The organism is Simiduia sp., assembly GCF_058345725.1.
In genome coordinates, this window is the sequence record NZ_JBTUOC010000004.1 from 19,000 (window position 1) to 37,503 (window position 18,504).

Annotated in this window: 15 protein-coding genes; 6 read left to right on the forward strand and 9 right to left on the reverse strand. The window is 53.6% G+C overall.

Features of this window, described 5'->3' with window-relative positions:
• Window positions 1–220: 220 nt before the first annotated feature.
• The 5 genes from ACW8F6_RS00740 to ACW8F6_RS00760 all read right to left on the reverse strand — a co-directional run bounded on the left by ACW8F6_RS00740 (window position 221) and on the right by ACW8F6_RS00760 (window position 5,630).
• Window positions 221–1,456 (reverse strand): chymotrypsin family serine protease, encoded by a 1,236-nt coding sequence (locus ACW8F6_RS00740; protein WP_491573916.1) that lies wholly within the window; start codon window positions 1,454–1,456, stop codon window positions 221–223.
• 878 nt (window positions 1,457–2,334) lie between these two features.
• Window positions 2,335–3,606: a M24 family metallopeptidase gene (locus ACW8F6_RS00745; RefSeq protein WP_491573917.1), complete on the reverse strand. Its 1,272-nt coding sequence runs from the start codon at window positions 3,604–3,606 to the stop codon at window positions 2,335–2,337.
• Window positions 3,607–3,807: 201 nt separating this feature from the next.
• Complete coding sequence (locus ACW8F6_RS00750) at window positions 3,808–4,236, reverse strand: hypothetical protein (RefSeq protein WP_491573918.1); 429 nt, start codon at window positions 4,234–4,236, stop codon at window positions 3,808–3,810.
• Between the two features lie 75 nt (window positions 4,237–4,311).
• The gene (locus tag ACW8F6_RS00755; protein WP_491573919.1) at window positions 4,312–4,614 is read right to left on the reverse strand and encodes a hypothetical protein; all 303 of its coding nucleotides are present in this window, start codon (window positions 4,612–4,614) and stop codon (window positions 4,312–4,314) included.
• A 50-nt stretch (window positions 4,615–4,664) separates the two neighbouring features.
• Window positions 4,665–5,630, reverse strand: a complete 966-nt coding sequence (locus ACW8F6_RS00760) for an AraC family transcriptional regulator (protein ID WP_491573920.1) — start codon at window positions 5,628–5,630, stop codon at window positions 4,665–4,667.
• 210 nt (window positions 5,631–5,840) lie between these two features.
• On the opposite strand from ACW8F6_RS00760, the gene ACW8F6_RS00765 reads away from it, so the two are divergent.
• From ACW8F6_RS00765 to ACW8F6_RS00790, 6 genes are all read left to right on the forward strand, one after another.
• The gene (locus ACW8F6_RS00765) at window positions 5,841–7,196 is read left to right on the forward strand and encodes a flavin-containing monooxygenase (protein ID WP_491573921.1); all 1,356 of its coding nucleotides are present in this window, start codon (window positions 5,841–5,843) and stop codon (window positions 7,194–7,196) included.
• Window positions 7,197–8,102, forward strand: coding sequence for a bile acid:sodium symporter family protein (locus ACW8F6_RS00770; RefSeq protein WP_491573922.1), 906 nt, complete (start codon window positions 7,197–7,199; stop codon window positions 8,100–8,102).
• Window positions 8,092–9,081: an SDR family oxidoreductase gene (locus ACW8F6_RS00775; protein WP_491573923.1), complete on the forward strand. Its 990-nt coding sequence runs from the start codon at window positions 8,092–8,094 to the stop codon at window positions 9,079–9,081. The genes ACW8F6_RS00770 and ACW8F6_RS00775 overlap by 11 nt, the downstream gene beginning before the upstream one ends.
• On the forward strand, window positions 9,078–9,893 hold the full coding sequence (locus ACW8F6_RS00780) for an SDR family NAD(P)-dependent oxidoreductase (protein WP_491573924.1): 816 nt from the start codon (window positions 9,078–9,080) through the stop codon (window positions 9,891–9,893). Before ACW8F6_RS00775 ends, ACW8F6_RS00780 begins: the two co-directional genes overlap by 4 nt.
• Complete coding sequence (locus ACW8F6_RS00785) at window positions 9,890–10,621, forward strand: sulfite exporter TauE/SafE family protein (RefSeq protein WP_491573925.1); 732 nt, start codon at window positions 9,890–9,892, stop codon at window positions 10,619–10,621. The genes ACW8F6_RS00780 and ACW8F6_RS00785 overlap by 4 nt, the downstream gene beginning before the upstream one ends.
• A gap of 200 nt (window positions 10,622–10,821) precedes the next feature.
• On the forward strand, window positions 10,822–11,616 hold the full coding sequence (locus tag ACW8F6_RS00790) for a hypothetical protein (protein ID WP_491573926.1): 795 nt from the start codon (window positions 10,822–10,824) through the stop codon (window positions 11,614–11,616).
• A gap of 86 nt (window positions 11,617–11,702) precedes the next feature.
• Here ACW8F6_RS00790 and ACW8F6_RS00795 read toward each other — a convergent pair whose 3' ends face one another.
• The 4 genes from ACW8F6_RS00795 to nirB form a co-directional block, all read right to left on the reverse strand.
• On the reverse strand, window positions 11,703–13,472 hold the full coding sequence (locus ACW8F6_RS00795) for a bifunctional protein-serine/threonine kinase/phosphatase (RefSeq protein WP_491573927.1): 1,770 nt from the start codon (window positions 13,470–13,472) through the stop codon (window positions 11,703–11,705).
• Between the two features lie 64 nt (window positions 13,473–13,536).
• Window positions 13,537–15,006: a NarK family nitrate/nitrite MFS transporter gene (locus ACW8F6_RS00800; protein WP_491573928.1), complete on the reverse strand. Its 1,470-nt coding sequence runs from the start codon at window positions 15,004–15,006 to the stop codon at window positions 13,537–13,539.
• A gap of 580 nt (window positions 15,007–15,586) precedes the next feature.
• On the reverse strand, window positions 15,587–15,916 hold the full coding sequence (gene nirD / locus ACW8F6_RS00805; protein WP_491573929.1) for a nitrite reductase small subunit NirD: 330 nt from the start codon (window positions 15,914–15,916) through the stop codon (window positions 15,587–15,589).
• A 42-nt stretch (window positions 15,917–15,958) separates the two neighbouring features.
• Window positions 15,959–18,502, reverse strand: coding sequence for a nitrite reductase large subunit NirB (nirB, locus tag ACW8F6_RS00810; RefSeq protein WP_491573930.1), 2,544 nt, complete (start codon window positions 18,500–18,502; stop codon window positions 15,959–15,961).
• Window positions 18,503–18,504: the final 2 nt, after the last annotated feature.

Sequence of the window (18,504 nt, forward strand, 5' to 3'; positions counted from 1 at the left end):
ACACAAGGGGCTCTAGCCTGCACACAAGTACTCATTAGCACAGCACAGCCGTACAAATAAGTGCAATGCACGGTACTGCTGAGCTAGAAGCGACGCAGACTTAGTCCTGCACACAACTGCTAAATCTAAAGTAAATTACGACAGCGTGACGAAAATCGCGCCATTAAAAAATGCCGCGCAGAGCGCGGCATTATAAAAGCATCAACCAATCAGAGAATTTCTATTGCGTGAGTACCGTAACACCCAGCGCCTCGTCGTAAAGATCTGCAACACTGAACACCGAGCCACCGCCGCAAATACCTTTTACTGATCCGTAGGCTCGGTAGTTAAACGACCAGCCACCGCCGCTGTCGCCCGGAATCGCGCTGTTGCCATTCATGCGCACCAAACGATTATTAAACACACCGTTGACAGTACAAGACACAGAGGTGGCTGCTACATCAAAACTGCAGTCGCGGCTATTAGATGAACGCCCGTAAAAGCAGATGGACTCACCTACGCTGATGCTGGCTCGAGGCTCAATGGATGTGACATTGCGTACGCTACCAGCAGAGGCATAGAACTGTGCCGTTTCTAACGCCACCGTGGTTTTCCACTCGATATCACCCCAGGCGCCCCGGTGTTCCGCTTGGTGGGTCATGCTGTGTAAGCCAATCCCCGGGTGCATTATCTGGTTGATACCGGTGCAATGGCCGGCGGTAGTTACTCCCGTGGTTCCCGCATTGTTTCTCACTGACCAGCCCGCTGTGCACTCAAATACGCCATCGTCGTGTACTGCCATACCGCCATAGGCGTAAAAGTCTTGCGCCACGGGCTTATCGCTGACGATCAGTTCCACGGTATCGCGCAAACTCGACGGCAACTCCGCCAATGCCTGAGCGGCAAAGGCCGGCGCGCCCTCTTTGCGGGCGACCATGGCTTGAATAGCACCGCCCTTTTGAAAATCAAAAGAGGTAGCAATTTCATCGTAGCCCTGCTCCGCCAACAAGTTGTGCACTTGAATATTGCGCTGCTCCAGCTCAGCGAAAGAGTAGGGTTGGCGATCTACCAACTGAATTTTTAAGGGGGCCTCGGCCAAAAGATCATACACGTCTTGATCGGCCTCGCCTTTCACGTAAAGCATTGGTCGACCGCCAGGCTTTGCCGATAACACAGAACCGATAAAAATATCCGGCCGTTTTTCTGCCAGCTTGGCCGCTACGGCGCCAATAGCTTCAGCTGCCACGTAATCTGCCCGGGCCTCTGCCAATGTCCACCCCCTTGCCTTGGCTACCAAGCGCAGATCCTCCAGCAGACTTTCCGCCTCGGTTTGCAACTTTGGCTGTTCGCCTGCGCGCACGGCGTGGCGTGCATCTTGCGCATCGGCTGGCGCTGCATTGACAACTGCAGTTGCACCTGTCCCGCACAACGCCACAACAGATGTAATTACCAATGTGAGTAAACTCTTCCTTTTCATAGCCATCTTCCTTTATTGAGTTAACCTCAAAATATCAACCGGCAGATGGAATTAATTGCGAACTGACAAAACACAATATCCAGCACGTGATGCAAAATATTTATATGCCCTAAATTCCATTTATCGGCTGCGTGCAAGCCATTTGCACTTAAGTGAGGAGAGTTAAATATAGCGAAGTGAGCTACGCACAACAACGACAAAAGCGATGCCTATTAGTTTAATGTGCCATCAAAATCACAACAACTTAGAAGCGCAAAAACTAAGAATTTAGACGACAAAATACTGACGAATTAATTAACGCATCTATCATCACCGTACATTTTAAAACCAATAATAATGAACACACTAAACAAGTAGTTATTCGCAGCATTATACAAATCCATTTTTGGAAATTGATAATTTCTAACGACAAATATCATACCTTTGTACTCCACCTTAATACCCTATCGCCCATTCTAACGAGTCGAAAAAATTTACGACTTATAGCAATACACCCAGCCAAAGATATTTAAGATAACATTGAGATTATGTTTAACATGTAGTTAGCGGGTTTAAGCGTGAATTGTAGAGAAGCTATAAAAATAGCTTAAGGAGAGGTCTAGATCGTCGGGCACCGAGTGCCCGACTACGCGCACAACTCATTGCCGCGAGCTTTATTGCGTACGCGACAATCGCTGGCGAAAATTAAATTCCCAGGGCCAACTGAAAAAGCCTGGAGCCGTTTAACAAGCCGGGTTACACACTTAACCAATTCCCTGTATTGCGCCTAAACAACCTCTCCCGCCCCAGGCGCAGCGGAAAAAGGCCTAGAAACGCACACAAACACTGCGGAGCGCCACGCATAATTGGCTGCTGCGGCAACGACACACGGCTAGGCTCTATGCCAATTTACCCAGAGGCTTAGCTAGACTCTCCGGCGGCCAAGTAAACCACTCTGGCCCAGACGCCGTCATGTACAAACAATCTTCCAGCCGCACGCCAAATTCACCAGGCAAATAGATTCCCGGCTCGTTGGAAAAACACATCCCCGGCACCAAGGGCGTGGTTTCCCCTTTGACAAAATTGACCGGCTCGTGGCCCTCCATACCGATACCGTGGCCAGTGCGGTGACTGAGGCCCGGCAGGCGATATTCGGGGCCAAAACCTTGCTTTTCATAGAAGGATCGCACCGCGTCGTCGACCTTGCCAGCGGGTTCACCCAGCTTGGCTGCAGCCAGCGCAACATTTTGCCCCTCGCGCACCAACTGCCAAATTTTCTGCTGCTTAGCGCTGGGTTCGCCATATACAAAGGTGCGAGAAATATCGGACTGGTAACCTTCTACCGCACAACCGCAATCCATCAGTACAATTTGACCCTCTCGTATTTCTTGTGGCTGATCGGTGCCGTGGGGATAGGCACTGGCCTCGCCGACCAACGCCATTGTCCAGACGCCCTCGCCCCCAAGACTGGCCTGTGCGCTGCGCATCAGGCTGTTGACGTCGCCGGGCGTCATCCCCTTCTCCAGTTGTTGGTAAACGTGGGCATAGGCTAGCAAGGTAATTTCATTGGCCTTTTTCATCAGCGCCAGCTCGGCGGGGCTTTTGATCATGCGGCAACCGCGGGTGACGGCCTCAGCGCCCGTAATTTCAAAGGTGGGAAGCGCACGCTGTAAACCTTCCACCACGAAAAAGCGCACCGAGGCCTCAACCCCAATGCGCCCACTGCGCAACCCGCGATCCTTTAAAATCCCGGCAACGCGCGTGAATGGGTCTTGGTGTTCGTGCCAGGTGCGTACATCGTCGCCAAAGGTCATAGACTCGCGCACAGACGGCTCTTCAAAAAACGGCGTTACAACCGCAATCTCGCCCTTGCGCGGAATCACCACCACCGTCAGCCGTTCACTGCGCCACCATTTAATACCGGTGAAATAGAGCATGGCCGCCCCAGGCTCCAATACCATGGCATCCAGTTTCTGATCAGCCATTAATTGCTGCGCTTTGGCAATACGCGCTTGCCGCTCGGCCACTGAGATTTTTTGCACTTCGCCAGTGATGGGGGAAAGTCCATCTTGCGCCTTGGCAGGCCGGCTTTCGCCACCTCGCCCTGGCGCGGCTAAAGTTGCGGCAGCCAAGAAAGCAGATCCCTTTAGCAATTGTCGTTTGGTAAACATACCAATCTCCTGAAGATTGAGTTATATACGGCGCACTTAATCGCATTGCTCGCAATAGTAACAACAGGGAACACATGCGGGAACCAACTGTGCAATGACGCATGCCCAATAGCCATCGTTTAGCTAATCAAACACGAAAACAGCGCAAACTCAATTGAGATTGCGCTGCTTCTTAGGGGTCGCCATTTACTCGCCTAATAGCTATAGCTCCCAGGGTGGCGGTACTTCTTTGCGGAAGGAAATCGGTACAGGGCTAAGATCACCCGGATGATGCACATAGATCACAGGCCCATCAAATCCGTAGCTGCCAGGAATGGGGCGAGGCTTAAGAAATTCGTCGATAAAGTTGGATGCCTCGATTGGAGAGACTTCATCAGGAAGATTTTTGGGAGGGCGGAAGCCAATTGAGCTAGATCGCTTAATTGCGGATTTTGCAGTGTAAATGTATTCAGGCGAGGGGGCCAATCTAGGCGCTTCTTGCTCCAACGCCAGCGTAAGCTTCTTAAAATTAGCCGAAAGGCTAGAGGAAGGCTCTATCTTAAAACTACTCACAATTTTATCAATTATTTCTCTCAAAGGTGATATGGGCACACGCTGAGCGATGCGATAGTAGTTTCCACCATTATCCACACTCCTCCAAACAGTCCCGCAAATCTTTAGATAGCGATTATCATCTATAGGAATAATACAACTAATATTAGACTGTCATTTTTCTAAATCTATGCCTTTTTTGGCTAGCAGCTTCATAGCCTCGGTAAGCACGTATGAACCGCCTCGATGTGCAGTCCAATCTATGGCGATTTCTTTCGTGTGTGCTTCATACATGTATTCGGCAAGGATACTCGCATTCTTTGACTCATTACTGGAGGCCAAGACTTTGCCACTATGCATAACAGACTGCCAGCCAGCCTTGAGTGCACTTGGCGACGGCGAAAAAAACAAATGATACCCCGTTTTTTGAAGCTCCGCTTCATTGCGGGCGCTTCCCTTGCTAATAATTGATGGCATATAGGATGCTGCATCATTCCAAATAGCGCATATGCACGCCACCGCACAAATTAGCGCGCTTTAAATTGCGCTGGGGTTACCCCGCGCCAGCGCTTGAAAGCCTTGGTGAAGCTGCGTTCGTCGGAAAACCCCAGACCTTCTGCAATATCCGCCACGTGAGCACCGGCATCCAGTTGTTGTTCCGCCAATCGAGCGCGCACATCATCTTGCAAGAGTTTGAAGCTGCCCCCCTCCAAGCTCAGCTTGCGGTTTAGGTGCCGACCGCTCATGTGGAGCTGTTCGGCAATGTCTTCTTTATTAGCGGTGGGATTTTTCACGATAAGATCCGCCACCGCCCGGGAGAAACTGCTGCTATTGAGGCGCTGAAGCGCTTCGTCGGCCAGCACGCGCATGCGCTCAAACACCTGCGCATTCGCCTGTACCATTGGCAGTTGCAGTTGTTCTGCATCAAACACAAAGACATCGGCAACCTGATCATAGGCCACAGGGCAGCCCACTAGCTGCTGTGCTACCGTCGCGTTTAGGGGTGCTTCGTGGGCAAAGGCTATGCGGGTGGGCTGGAAGGCGCCGTCGGTCAACCAACGCGACACGGCGAGCGTCGCCCCCATGACCGCCGACACTCGCTGGTCGCGGCAGATGTCGTAATGGGGGGCGTAAATTAAGCGACACTCCCGCCCTTGCCGAGTTAGGCTGAATTCACCGCCCTCCCCCACAATGCGGTGATAATCAATCAAGGCGTCTAAGGCTTCTTCGAGGGTATCGCAGCTCATCAGCAAGAATCCGACCACATCCAAGTGGCCGGGCTGGACATTCAAACCCGCGCGCAAGCCAAACAGCGGGTCTCGGCTGGCGGCCACACAGGCCTGCCAGAGCTGATCGAGAGAGGCCAGCGGCACGCGATCGTGCTCGCCGTGGGAGTCCAACCAATCTTGTACGCTGCTCGGCAGCTCGGCGGCCTGGGCCTGCAACGTTTTTAAAATAGCGCGTGTAAAATGAATGGTAACGCTCAATTCCATACGGCAATCACTTAATGGTTAAAGACAACGGGGGCGCCGGCGCGGTTTGCACTTGCCCGCAAGCGCTCACAATCGGCACCTAAGTGCCATGCAGGCAACATTGTCCCGCTTGGTGATTTTTGGTCCTCTATGGCGCCAGACAGTGTCGGGCCGCCTTCGATAGACTGTGCTTACTATAACGGAATAATCCGCCAAAACCGGAGCCCAGTCGTGACCGAGCAGCACTACGCCATTATTGGTGCAGGCCCCATGGGCCTGTGTACCGCCCGCCAATTAAAGCAATACGACATTCCCTTTGTCGGCTTTGAGCTGCACTCAGACGTGGGCGGCCTGTGGGACATCGCCAATCCTCACTCCACCATGTACGAAACGGCGCACCTGATCAGCTCCAAACAAATGACAGAGTTTACCGATTTCCCCATGGCGGACTCAGTGGCCACTTACCCACGTCACGATGCCCTGTGTGAGTATTTTCAAGCCTACGCTCGGGCCTTTGACCTCTATCGCCAATTTGAATTTAACACCCGCGTAGTGCAGTGTGAGGCCAACGCGGACGGCTGGCAAATCACTACCGAGCACCAGGGACTGCGTCAAGTGCGGCAATTTAAAGGCCTGTTGATTGCCAATGGCACGCTGCACAAACCGCATCAACCCGCCCTGCCCGGGGTTTTTCAGGGCGAGTTGCTTCATGGGGCAGACTATAAATCGCCAAAACAATTTGAAGGCAAGCGCGTGCTCATCCAAGGCTGTGGCAACAGCGCCTGCGACATTGCTGTCGATGCCGTGCACTATGCGCAACAGGTCGCCATGAGCGTGCGCCGCGGCTATTACTTTTTACCCAAGTTCATCATGGGTAAGCCGTCAGACACCTTGGGCGGTGCCATTCGGCTGCCCCGGAGGCTCAAACAATGGCTGGACGCCACGCTCATACGCTTAATCATGGGGCGCCCCAGCCAATACGGCTTGCCCGATCCAGACTACCGCATGTATGAATCGCACCCGGTAGTGAACTCCCTGATTCTGCACCACTTGGGTCACGGCGACATTCAACCAAAGCCCGATATCGCCCAGGTAACCGGCAAGCAAGTGACCTTTTCCGATGGCAGCACCGGCCAATTCGACCTGATTTTGCAGGCCACCGGATACCAACTGCACTACCCGTTTATCGACAAAGCCCTATTGAACTGGCGCGATAAAGCACCAGCACTCTATTTAAACGTTTTCCATCCCGAGCGCGACAACCTGTTCATGATGGGTATGGTGGAGGCCACGGGGCTGGGTTGGCAAGGGCGCGATGAGCAAGCTGAATTGGTGGCGTTGTATATTCGCCAACGCGAACACAAGAGCGCCAGCGCGGCGCAACTACGCGCTACTATTGCAGAGCGCGCCCAGCAGCGCGCCGACGGCGGCTACCAGTATTTGGACTTGGATCGCATGGCCTATTACGTAGATAAAACCACCTACCGCAACGCCATTAAACAACACTCGCAAGCCCTGAAAGCCGATTGGCCGGACGCCAATTTGCCCAAGCAGCAACCCACCCATACATTAGCAGGAAGCTTATAAATGCAACCCGTCATTCACTTTGGCCCAGATCAGGTGCTGGTGTTAAACATCATCTTGGCCGTCATGATCTTTGGGGTCTCCATGGGGCTGAAACCGTCGGATTTTCGCCGCGTACTACAGCGCCCCAAAGCGCCCCTCACAGGCTTAGCCGCACAATTTATTTTATTGCCAGCATTTACCTGTGCCACCACCTGGTTCTTCAATGTCGAGGCCTCTATGGCGCTAGGCATGATGCTGGTGGCCTCCTGTCCGGGCGGCACCTTTTCAAACATCATGACCTACTTGGCGCGCGGCAATGTGGCCTTGTCGGTAAGTATGACAGGCGTCTCCAGTGCCACCGCCGCATTTGTTACGCCGCTAAATTTTGCACTTTACGGCAGTTTAAATCCAAACACCCTGCCGCTGCTGCAGTCCATCGCCATGGACCCCACACAGCTGGCCAGTCTGTTCTTTTTCGTGCTATTTATTCCGCTGTTACTAGGCATGTTATTTGGTTATAAATTTCCACAACTTGCCAGCCGAGCCGAACACCCCTTTCGGTTGTTTTCCATCGTCACCCTGTTTGGTTTTGTGGTGATTGCAGTATCGCAAAATATCGACACACTCCTGCTGTACCTGGGCCTACTCGTGGCATTGGTGGTGGCGCACAATGCGCTGGCCCTTTCCCTGGGCTACGTTACCGCGCGGCTACTTCGTATGAACAGCGCCGATACCCGCGCCATTACCCTCGAAGTGGGCATACAAAATTCCGGCCTGGCACTGGCAATCTTATTTACGTTTTTTCCTACGCAAACCAGCATGCTGGTAGTGGCAGCGCTCTGGGGAGTGTGGCATTTGGTTAGCGGTGGCCTGCTGGCACTCTACTGGAACCGCAACACATTACACGAGGTATGTTTTGTCCGATAAACGCATTCTTATTACCGGCGCGTCCGGCTATATTGGCTTTCAATTAGGGCAGCGACTGTGCCGGGATCACTATGTGCTTGGCATGGACATTCGCAGCAGGCCCGAAGCTCAATTTCCCATACGACCACTCGATATTCGCAGCTCAACAGTATCCAGCCTCATGGCGGAGCACCGTATCACTCACGTAGTGCACCTGGCCTGTGTCGTCGAACCGTCGGGCAATGCCGACCGCGACTACGATATCGACGTCAATGGTACGCGCAATATTTTAGACGCCTGCATAGAACAAAATATCCAACACCTAACCATCGCAAGCTCGGGTGCGGCCTATGGCTATCATGCTGACAATCCCGCCTGGCTCAAGGAATCACACCCGCTGCGCGGCAACGCAGAATTCTCCTACGCAGCACACAAGCGCCAGGTTGAAGAAATTCTGGCGGGCTATCGCGCCACTCAACCGCTGCTGAAACAACTGGTAATGCGCCCGGGCACAGTGCTGGGGCAAAGCACGGACAATATGATTACCCGCTTATTCACCGGCCGCCGATTACTCGCCCTCAGCGGTGCAACCTCGCCCTTTGTTTTTATTTGGGATCAAGATTTATTGGCCGCCATGGAATTGGGTATTCGAACGGATAAGACCGGCGAGTTTAACTTGGCCGGCGACGGCGCCATGACCCTTCGCGATATCGCCCAACGCCTTGGCAAACCGGTGATAACACTGCCGGCCTGGTTGGTACGCAGCGCCCTGGCCATTGGTCACACCCTGGGTTTTACCCGCTACGGCCCATCGCAAATTAATTTTTTGCGCTACCGGCCGGTGCTGGACAACACTGCGCTCAAACGCGACTTTGGCTACCAACCCCAAAAAACATCGCGCCAAACCTTCGATTTTTACGCCGAAAAGGCACTGGGTATTGCAGCGCCTCGCCCATCGGGCAACTTGCATCAACACGCCACCACAAAGGGCACGCAATGACACAAGCACCTGTTGCGCTGATTACCGGCGCTGCTAGTGGCTTAGGCTGGGCCCTGAGCCAGCGGCTGGCTGCGCACTATCAAGTGTGGATGACTGACATTAATGCCAAAGCCTTGCACGCCAAAGCAACCCAATTGGGACAGCCTTATTTAGCGGTCGATATTACCGAAGCCGCCGGTCAACAAGCATTGGTCGAGGCGTTGCAAAAGCACGGCGGGACCCTGCAACTGCTTGTCAATTGTGCGGGCATTACGCACCGATCCCTGGCCGCGCACACGCAACCGCAGGTATTTCGGCAAGTTATGGCAGTAAATTATCAAGCGCCTGTTGAACTCACCTTGGCCTGCCTACCGCTGCTCGAGGCCAGCGCCGGAAAAATCGTCAACATAAGCTCGATGGCGGGCTGGATGCCGGTGCTGGGACGCGCGGGTTACTGCGCGGCCAAAAGTGCGTTGCACCAATTTTTTGAAACTATGCGCTGCGAAATACGCGCATCGGGCGTTAGCCTGCTGATGGTGTATCCGAGTTTTTTGGATACTCCCATAGACACCAATGCGCTGGGACACGACGGCAATAAAGCCGCCCACGTTCGCTCAACACTGGGTAAAGTACGCACCCCCGCCTGGATGGCTGACAAGATTGCCACCGCCATTGCGCGCGGCGATGAACGGTTGTTTCCGGACGTGTTCACGCGTCTGGCCAGCTGGCTCTACGCCCTGGCGCCCAGTTTTTTTGAGCGCCGAATGGTGAAAAAATTTGCCACGGAGCTGGCACATATCCCCACTGACACACAGGGCAGCTCGCAGCGATGACCAGTATATTGCTGGGCGTCTTTATTCTGCTGAGTTACACCATAGAGGCCATTACCGGCTTTGGCTCCATTGTTATTGCGCTGTCGCTCGGAGCATTATTTCTGCCGATCCCAGAATTGCTACCCATACTGGTACCGCTGAATATCGGGCTTTCGGGGTATCTGGTAGTCAAGTATCGCCGTCATATTCAGTGGCGCCTCTTTTGGATCACCATCGCCCCGTTAATGGTCGCCGGCACACTCCTGGGCACCTGGTTGCGACCAGCCCTAGGTAATCAGCAGTTAGCTGGCATATTTGCGCTGTTTATTGCGCTATTTGGCGCGCGCGAACTTTACAAAATGGCGCGCAACCGCCCCGAACAGGCACACCCGCGCTGGCGCCATCAACTGCTGATTGGGGGGGCCGGCGTCACCCATGGCCTATTTGCCTCCGGCGGCCCACTGCTGGTTTTCGCGCTGGCTGGGAACACGCTCAACAAGGCGCAATTGCGCGCTACTTTATTAACTGTGTGGCTAACGTTAAATACGTTATTGACGACACTGTTTATAGTCGACGGCAGCCTGCGCCACAGCCTGCCGAAAATCGCGCTTTACCTCCCCTTGTTAGTCTTAGGACTCACCCTGGGGGAGCGCCTGCACCACCGCGTCTCAGAGCGTCAATTCAAACAACTGGTTTACGCGACATTAATGGTCACCGGCTTACTGCTGCTCGCGCGCGCCTTGCTGTGATGCACAAATTTCTTTAGTGCACCAAGGCTGCGCAATCGCCACCCGCGCAGTTAGTACACACCTTGAGCAAGATCCGTTTAATCGTGGTTAGACTAGTGGATTAGCCGGCGCGCTTATTAGCTGCCGGATATAACCAGCTGGTACAGCCTTTGCATTGCCTGAAGTACCTAATCACACCCAGGCCGTTCAAAGGAATTATCATGAATGCCAATGCCCGCACAGAGCGCACACTGCCGCTGCAAACCTCGCAACTCGACCCCAACCTCGCATTGCTCGCCGAACTCATTGGTTTGCTACAAATGCATCGCGGCGCGAGTTTAGCGGCGCTCGGGGGCGTAGAGAGTTTTCATCAACAAGCGGCCGGGCTGCACCCACAGATCGACACACTGCTGGCAAAAATCGCCTATTCGGCCATGCAAGCTGACCCCGCACAATGGCAATTAATTAACAGCGAATGGCAGAACACGCGCAAGCACTGGCGCCAAGATACGCCGCTTAGCAATTTTGAAATCCACAATTTTTTGATTGAACAATGTCACCGATTGCTTTGGCGACAGGTAGAAGCGCTTAGGCCCGGCCCTTGCACCGATACCGAAGCGTTCTTATTTAGAGACATTCCCACTCACATCGAAGGCCTTGGCCAGCTGCGCGGTTTGGCAAGCTATGCCCTGGCGCAAAAGGCCGACCCAGCCATTGTCGAGGGCTGCCGTGCCCGCGTTGTGCAATTGAGTAAACAGGCACACCTAAGTCTAATTGAAACTCAGCGTAAATTGATTCGCCTGGCCACAGAAAAAAGCAGTCAGGCCCTGCTACCGGCGCTGCAAGCGCGCGTGCGCCTGAGCGGCCAATTTTTACAAGGCATTCAGGATCAAATCATCCAACACCGCACTGCACCCGATAATCGCTCGCCCGAAAAGCTGTTTCACCTGGGCACACTCGCTATAGAGGCAAATCAACGGGTTTGGAATGATCTGGCGCGGCAGGCTGCCAGCTAACGCAGGCTCCTGCGCCGCTTGGGCTGTTTAGCCACGGGTGGAACGGCGCATGGACACATAATTATCGAGCGATTACACGCTAACGCTTACAACACACCTAGAAAATACACCCACTGCGCAATTAATAGCATCAGCAGTACGAGCGATAGGCTGCGCCAGAAAAGTACGGGATCGCGCTCGATGAGCGGTTCAGCCTGAAATTGTGCCAAAAGCTGGCTATTAGGTCTCGTGAGGTCGTGCATAAATTCCGAATAGGCCTGATGTCGGCCGGAGGGCTTCGCCGAGAGCGCTTTTTGCAACGCTAAGTCTAGCCAAAGCGGCACATCCTTGCGCACATTCCGCAACGGCTGGTATTGCCAGGCATCAAAGCTGGCAGGAGGGTTGCGCTGCATATTGGGCAGATGAAAGGGCAACTTTCCACTCAGCATTTCATAGGTAATTACCGCCAGTGAAAACAAGTCTGAGCGATCGCTACCGGGCTGCCCCAGTAGATACTCGGGTGCAATGTAATCCACAGACCCCACAGGCACGACCTCCACCAAAGGCGATGCTATCTCCCCTAGGCCCGCCACAAAAACGGTGCCAAAATCGATTATCACGGGTCTACCGTTGCGTGTAACGATGATATTTTCCGGCTTTAAATCGCGATGAATCATACTTAAACGTTGGAAGGCGCGCAGACTCGCGATAATCTTTTCCACCAAATCCCGCACCTGCTTAAAGTCGGGCTGCGGATTGTCGTAGATCCACTGGCGCAGTGTGATGCCCTCTATCCACTCGCACACATGATATAGAAACGGGCTTTGCTCGGGTCTCGGCATAATTTTCATGACGCCCGGATGACTCAATCGCCGACCAACCCATTGCTCGCGGATAAAGCCTTCCAAGTACTGCACATCGTCCTTAAAATTTTCCGAGGGCGCCTTAATTACCGCGTAGCTACCGGTGTGCAAGTTCTGTACTTTGTATACATGCGATCGAGTGCCACTGTGCAATACCGAGATCACTTCATAATGATCTAGCTTTTGCCCTTCCTTCAAGACGGGCGGAATCACCAACTGGGTTAAACTGCGGTGCACTTCCTCGAGTGCAGCTAAAGGAAGTTCATCCACTCGCACTAACAGACAGGTAATATTGTCATCACTGCCCTTGTCCTTCGCTGCGTCACAAATTTCCCGCGCCAGGGTTTCCAGGCATTCGCTTTCCTTTGACAGCATCTCGAACAAGACGCGATCAGATAGCCACTCGTGCACACCGTCGGTAGTTAAGAGATAGCAATCGCCCTCGCTCACCTCCTCTTGCTGGTAGTCCACTTCCAGGTGCGAATCCATACCCAGTGCGCGGGTTAGAAAGGTTTTGCTCCCCTGCTGGCGGTGGCAATGATCGCGGGTAAGCTGTTGTAGAGAGCCGCGTCGAAACGCGTAAATACGACTGTCACCGGCGTGAAATAGGTGGGCAGTATTGGATTTAATTAACAGACTACTAAACGTGGTGACCAGTCCGTTGTGCCGAGCGCTTGCCTGCTGGCCGTGGTGATATAGCCAGGAGTTTAGCGATGACAATACCCGCGTGGCCGCGGTTTTTACAGGCCAGGTATCGGGCGTGGAAAAATAGTCTTCAATAAACAGGGTGACACTGGTGGAGCTGGCTTGCTGGGCATTGTCGCTACAGCTGACGCCATCGGCGATACAGGCCACACCGCCCTTGAGTTGAGCCGCGCTACCCTGGGGTAAATGCGCAGCAAAGGCATCTTGATTTTCGCTTTTTGAACCCGCGGTAGAGTATCCCCCAAAGCTTAGCTTCAGCGTTTTTTGGCCCGCTAAACTGGGATCGTGTAACGATTCGGCTGCGGTCATTCAATCTTCCTGCTGCTGGATAATGGGGCCGGCGCAGCGAGTCGCGCGCCGGCGTCCGCGACTATCAGGATACGGTAATCAATTCCACAGAGCCATCTTCGCGCACTTCGGCAATGTGACCCGCTGGCTCCTCCATGAACAACAAGGTAATAAAGCCCAATACTGCGGTGCCGGCAATCACAAAGAAGAAGCTGGAATAATCCACAAAGCTCAGCACCGTAAGGTAAACCACCGCGCCAACGTTGCCATAGGCACCGGTCATCCCGGCAATCTGGCCAGTAAGTCGACGCTTGATTAATGGCACAACCGCAAACACCGCACCCTCACCGGCCTGCACGAAAAATGAACACGCCATGGCGGCAATCACCGCCAACACCAGCGGCCAGCCAGAATCGACCATGCCCATCAGGGCATAGCCCAAAGCCAGACCTGCGGTCAAAATCAAGAGGGTAGACTTGCGTCCAAAGCGATCGGACAACCAACCACCGCCGGGGCGCGACATTAAATTCATAAATGCGTAGGCCGATGCCACCATGCCAGCCATGACGGGCGTTAAAGCAAAAGTGTCGGCAAAAAACAGCGGTAACATGGAAATGACTGCCAGCTCAGAACCAAATGTCGCAAAGTACAAAACGTTTAACACAGCCACCTGCTTAAACTTGTAACGGTGCATTTCGGGAACCGGCTCGCGAAAGATATTTTTATTAACCTTCCATACATGCGAGAGCTCGTAAGCAAACAGCAAAACCAGGCCCACATAGCAAGCCACGGCAACGGTTTCAGACAGCATGCTCACGCCCTCCGGCGAGAGCTTCCAGGTCAGCAGCGCGAGAGCGGCGTACATGGGCACTTTCATAATTACCAGCAGGAAAAAGTCGCCCTTGCTAGTGACTTCGATGGCACCCAGGTTTTTCGGCCGAAAATAAGTCGAGCCCTTAGGGGTATCACTGACACTGGCATAAAACACAAAGGCAAATACCAGGCTCATCAAACCGGTAATACCGATAGCGTAGCGCCAACCATCCTCACCTCCCATCAATACGGCAAGCGTAGGCAAGGTAAAGGCAGCTGCTGCCGAACCAAAGTTGCCCCAGCCACCGTAAATACCTTCGGCAGTGCCCAACTCGTTAGCGGGAAACCACTCGCTCACCAAGCGGATACCAATCACAAACCCGGCACCAATGAAACCCAGGGCGAAACGAGCGATAGCTGCCTGCAGAAAGGAGTCGGCCAGAGCGAAAGCAAAGCAAGGCAATGCGCACAATGCCAACAAGCCAGAATACACGATGCGCGGCCCATAGCGGTCCGTCAGCATACCTATGAGTACGCGCGCAGGTATCGTCAGTGCCACGTTTAAAATGAGTAACGTCTTTATTTCAGACTTACTCAATCCCAGGGAAGTAGCCACAGCCTGTAACAATGGCGCAAAGTTAAACCACACCACAAATGTGATAAAAAATGCCATCCAACTCAGGTGCAATATTTTCATCTTGCCTGTAAAAGAGAACAGGTTGAACGATCTTGCGCTGCTCATATCCGATGCCTATAGATAAATAGTAAAAAGTGGATAGCGGACATAGAGCAAAGGCCGTGCCTAAAGTGGCTAGTTGTGCAATAAATCCTGCCAAGCCCTGAAAACCGGTTGCTTTGCACGCATCGCTGCACGATTGTTACGCAAATAAGCACCATCAAATTGCCATATATCTTCACTAGTCGCACTAGCTTGGGGCAAATTGCACTCATGCAGGGCAATGATCCGCACCAGCGTCCAGTAAGACACGGGCCCTTGACGGTTGCATGACGGGATCATTCGCACCGGCAATAGCCACACGCGTACACAGGTGCCAACATCGCTATGGCACATAGGCAGGCTGCGTTAAGCGCGCCCCGCTACAAGTTCTGGCGACTTGCGTCCCGGGATAGGCTACGCGAAAACTCGCACTGGACAACGCAATGTGTACACTCGTGCAGCGAATTTAGTCGTCGCTGAATGCAGCACCCGAAGTGGCAGCTGAGATAGCAGTGAGGAAGCAAATTTGGATGGAGCTGGGGATGGGATAAAAAAGAAAAAGAGCAGGCGCGGTTATCCCTTGCCTGCCCAAAGGTGCAAATCGTTAAGGCAGCGCCACTTCTACCTGGCCGTCAGTTTCGCGCACCTGATACACGGGCACACTGACATCCTCCTCGAGACACTCGCCGGTCCCGAGCACAAAGTGCTGCTTGTACAGGGGCGAGGCCACCACTAACTGCTCGCCCACAGACCCTTGAATGCCGCGCGATAGGACATTGGCTTTACCAATGGGATCGTAATTGTCCAGGGCGTAGAGCGCCCGCTCTTTCAGCGTGCGAAAGATAGCCACCTGCTTGCCCCCCACCAACGCACACACGCCGGTGCCGGGTACAATATCTTCGGATTGACACACTGTTTGCCATGCCTTGCTCATACTGTCACTCTCTATCAATTAGATAAGTTGGAAACCACCCATTTATGCCAGCGCGGGTTCCACCACCTCTACGGCGGGAATGCGCTCGCGCTCCGATGCCGGACGAATTTGTGCGCGCTCCAACACATAAGCCAAATTATCGTCGCGCGCTTCGCTGTTAATGTAATGGCTGAATCGCTTGAGTTTTTCGGGGCTTTCGATGGTTGTTTTCCACTCGCACTGGTAGTGGGCGATGTTATTGGCCATTTCACTTTCCAGCTCGTCGCCCAGCCCCAGGCTGTCGTCAATCACGACTTTTTTCAGGTATTCGAGCCCACCTTCCAGGTTTTCAAGCCACACGGAAGTACGCTGCAATCGATCCGCCGTGCGCACATAGAACATCAGGAAGCGATCCACGTACTTGATTAAGGTAGCTTTGTCTAAATCTGTGGCAAATAAGTCGGCGTGACGTGGGCGCATGCCGCCATTGCCGCAAACATATAAATTCCAGCCCTTTTCAGTGGCGATAATACCCACATCCTTTGACTGAGCCTCGGCGCATTCGCGCGTACAGCCAGACACGGCAAATTTCAGTTTATGGGGCGAACGCAGACCCTTGTAGCGGTCTTCGATCTCAATGGCCAGGCCAACCGAATCGTCCACGCCGTAGCGGCACCAGGTAGAGCCCACACAGGATTTTACGGTGCGCACCGACTTGCCATAGGCGTGACCGGTTTCGAAACCGGCGTCCACCAATTTGCGCCAGATTATGGGCAGGTCATTGAGTTGCGCGCCAAATAAATCCACCCGCTGGCCGCCGGTGATTTTGGTGTACAAATTAAATTGCTTGGCCACCTCGCCCAACACTATGAGTTTGTCGGGGGTAATTTCGCCGCCCGCCACTCGCGGCACGACGGAATAGGTACCGTCTTTTTGCAGATTGCCCAGGAAAACATCGTTGGTGTCTTGCAGGCCGATATGTTCGTCTTCAAGAATGTAGTCGTTCCAGAATGAGGCCAGAATCGAACCCACGGCGGGCTTGCAGATATCGCAACCATGACCTGTGCCGTGGCTGTCTAACAGCTCTGCAAAGGTGCGAATTTTTTTCACCCGCACAATATCGGCCAACTGTTGGCGCGAGTAGGCAAAATGCTCGCAAATGTCATTGTTTACTTCCACGCCTAACTTAGTCAGCTCGGCATCCATAACCTGTTTCACCAGAGCGGCACAGCCACCGCAGCCGGTGGAGGCTAACGTGCTGGCCTTCACATCGCCCATGGTTTGCGCGCCCTCTTGCACCGCGCAGCAAATAGCGCCTTTACTCACATCAAAACAGGAGCAAATCTGGGCCGTTTCCGGTAGCGAATCAACGCCCATCACACTGGCGGCACCGTCCACCGACGGTAGAATCAACGCATTGGGATCAGCGGGCAGATCCATTTCGTTAACGCACAATTGTTGGAGGGTACCGTAAGCATCCGCATCCCCCACCAATACGGCACCCAACAAACGCTTGCCATCGCCAGACACAATAATGCGCTTGTAAATGTCGTCCACATCATTGCTGTACACAAAACTTTTACTGCCCGCAGTACTGCCGTGGGCATCCCCCACCGAGGCCACGTCGACACCCAACAGCTTGAGTTTGGTGCTCATGTCCGCACCGGTAAATGACTCGGCGCCACCCACTATGTGAGACAAAGCCACTTTGGCCATTTGATAGCCGGGGGCAACCAGGCCGTAGATCCGCCCGCTCCACAGTGCACACTCACCAATGGCGTACACATCGGGCTTCGATGTTTGGCAGTGATCGTCGATGACAATGCCGCCGCGCTCGCCCAAGGCAATGCCACACTGGCGGGCCAGCTCATCCTGCGGGCGAATACCTGCAGAAAAAAGAATCATGTCCGTTTCTAGGTGGCTGCCATCGGCAAAGTTCATTCGATAGCGACAGCTTTCGCCGGCCACGATTTCGGTGGTGGCCTTTTGAGTGTGCACCGTCACACCCAGCGCTTCAATTTTACGGCGTAGCAGCTGACCGCCACCTTCGTCGAGCTGCACCGCCATCAATCGAGGCGCGAATTCCACTACATGGGTATTCAAGCCGGCCTGCTTTAACGCATTGGCAGCTTCTAGCCCCAGTAGGCCGCCGCCCACCACCACGCCCACCTTGGATTGCTGCGCCGAGTGCGTGATGGCTTCCAGATCTTCAATGGTCCGGTATACCAGACAGTGGGGTTGGTCGTTCCCGGGAATGGGCGGTACAAAGGGATAGGAACCGGTGGCCAGCACCAACTTGTCGTAGCCCTCGCGGCGACCACTGGCGGTCACCACCTCTTTGTTGTCAAAATCCAGATCGACAACTTTATCCGACAACACGTAATTCACGCCCTTGTCTTGATAATAACCCTCGGTGGTCAACGCCAGGTCTTGCGCTGTCGATCCGGAAAAATATTTAGAGAGTTGCACTCGGTCGTAGGCCAGCCTAGGCTCTTCGGAAAAGGTCAGCACCTCGAACTGGTCTGCCTGATCAGACGTGACTAGATTGTCAATAAATTTGTGGCCAACCATACCGTTGCCGACGACCACTATGCGTTGCTTGCTCATAC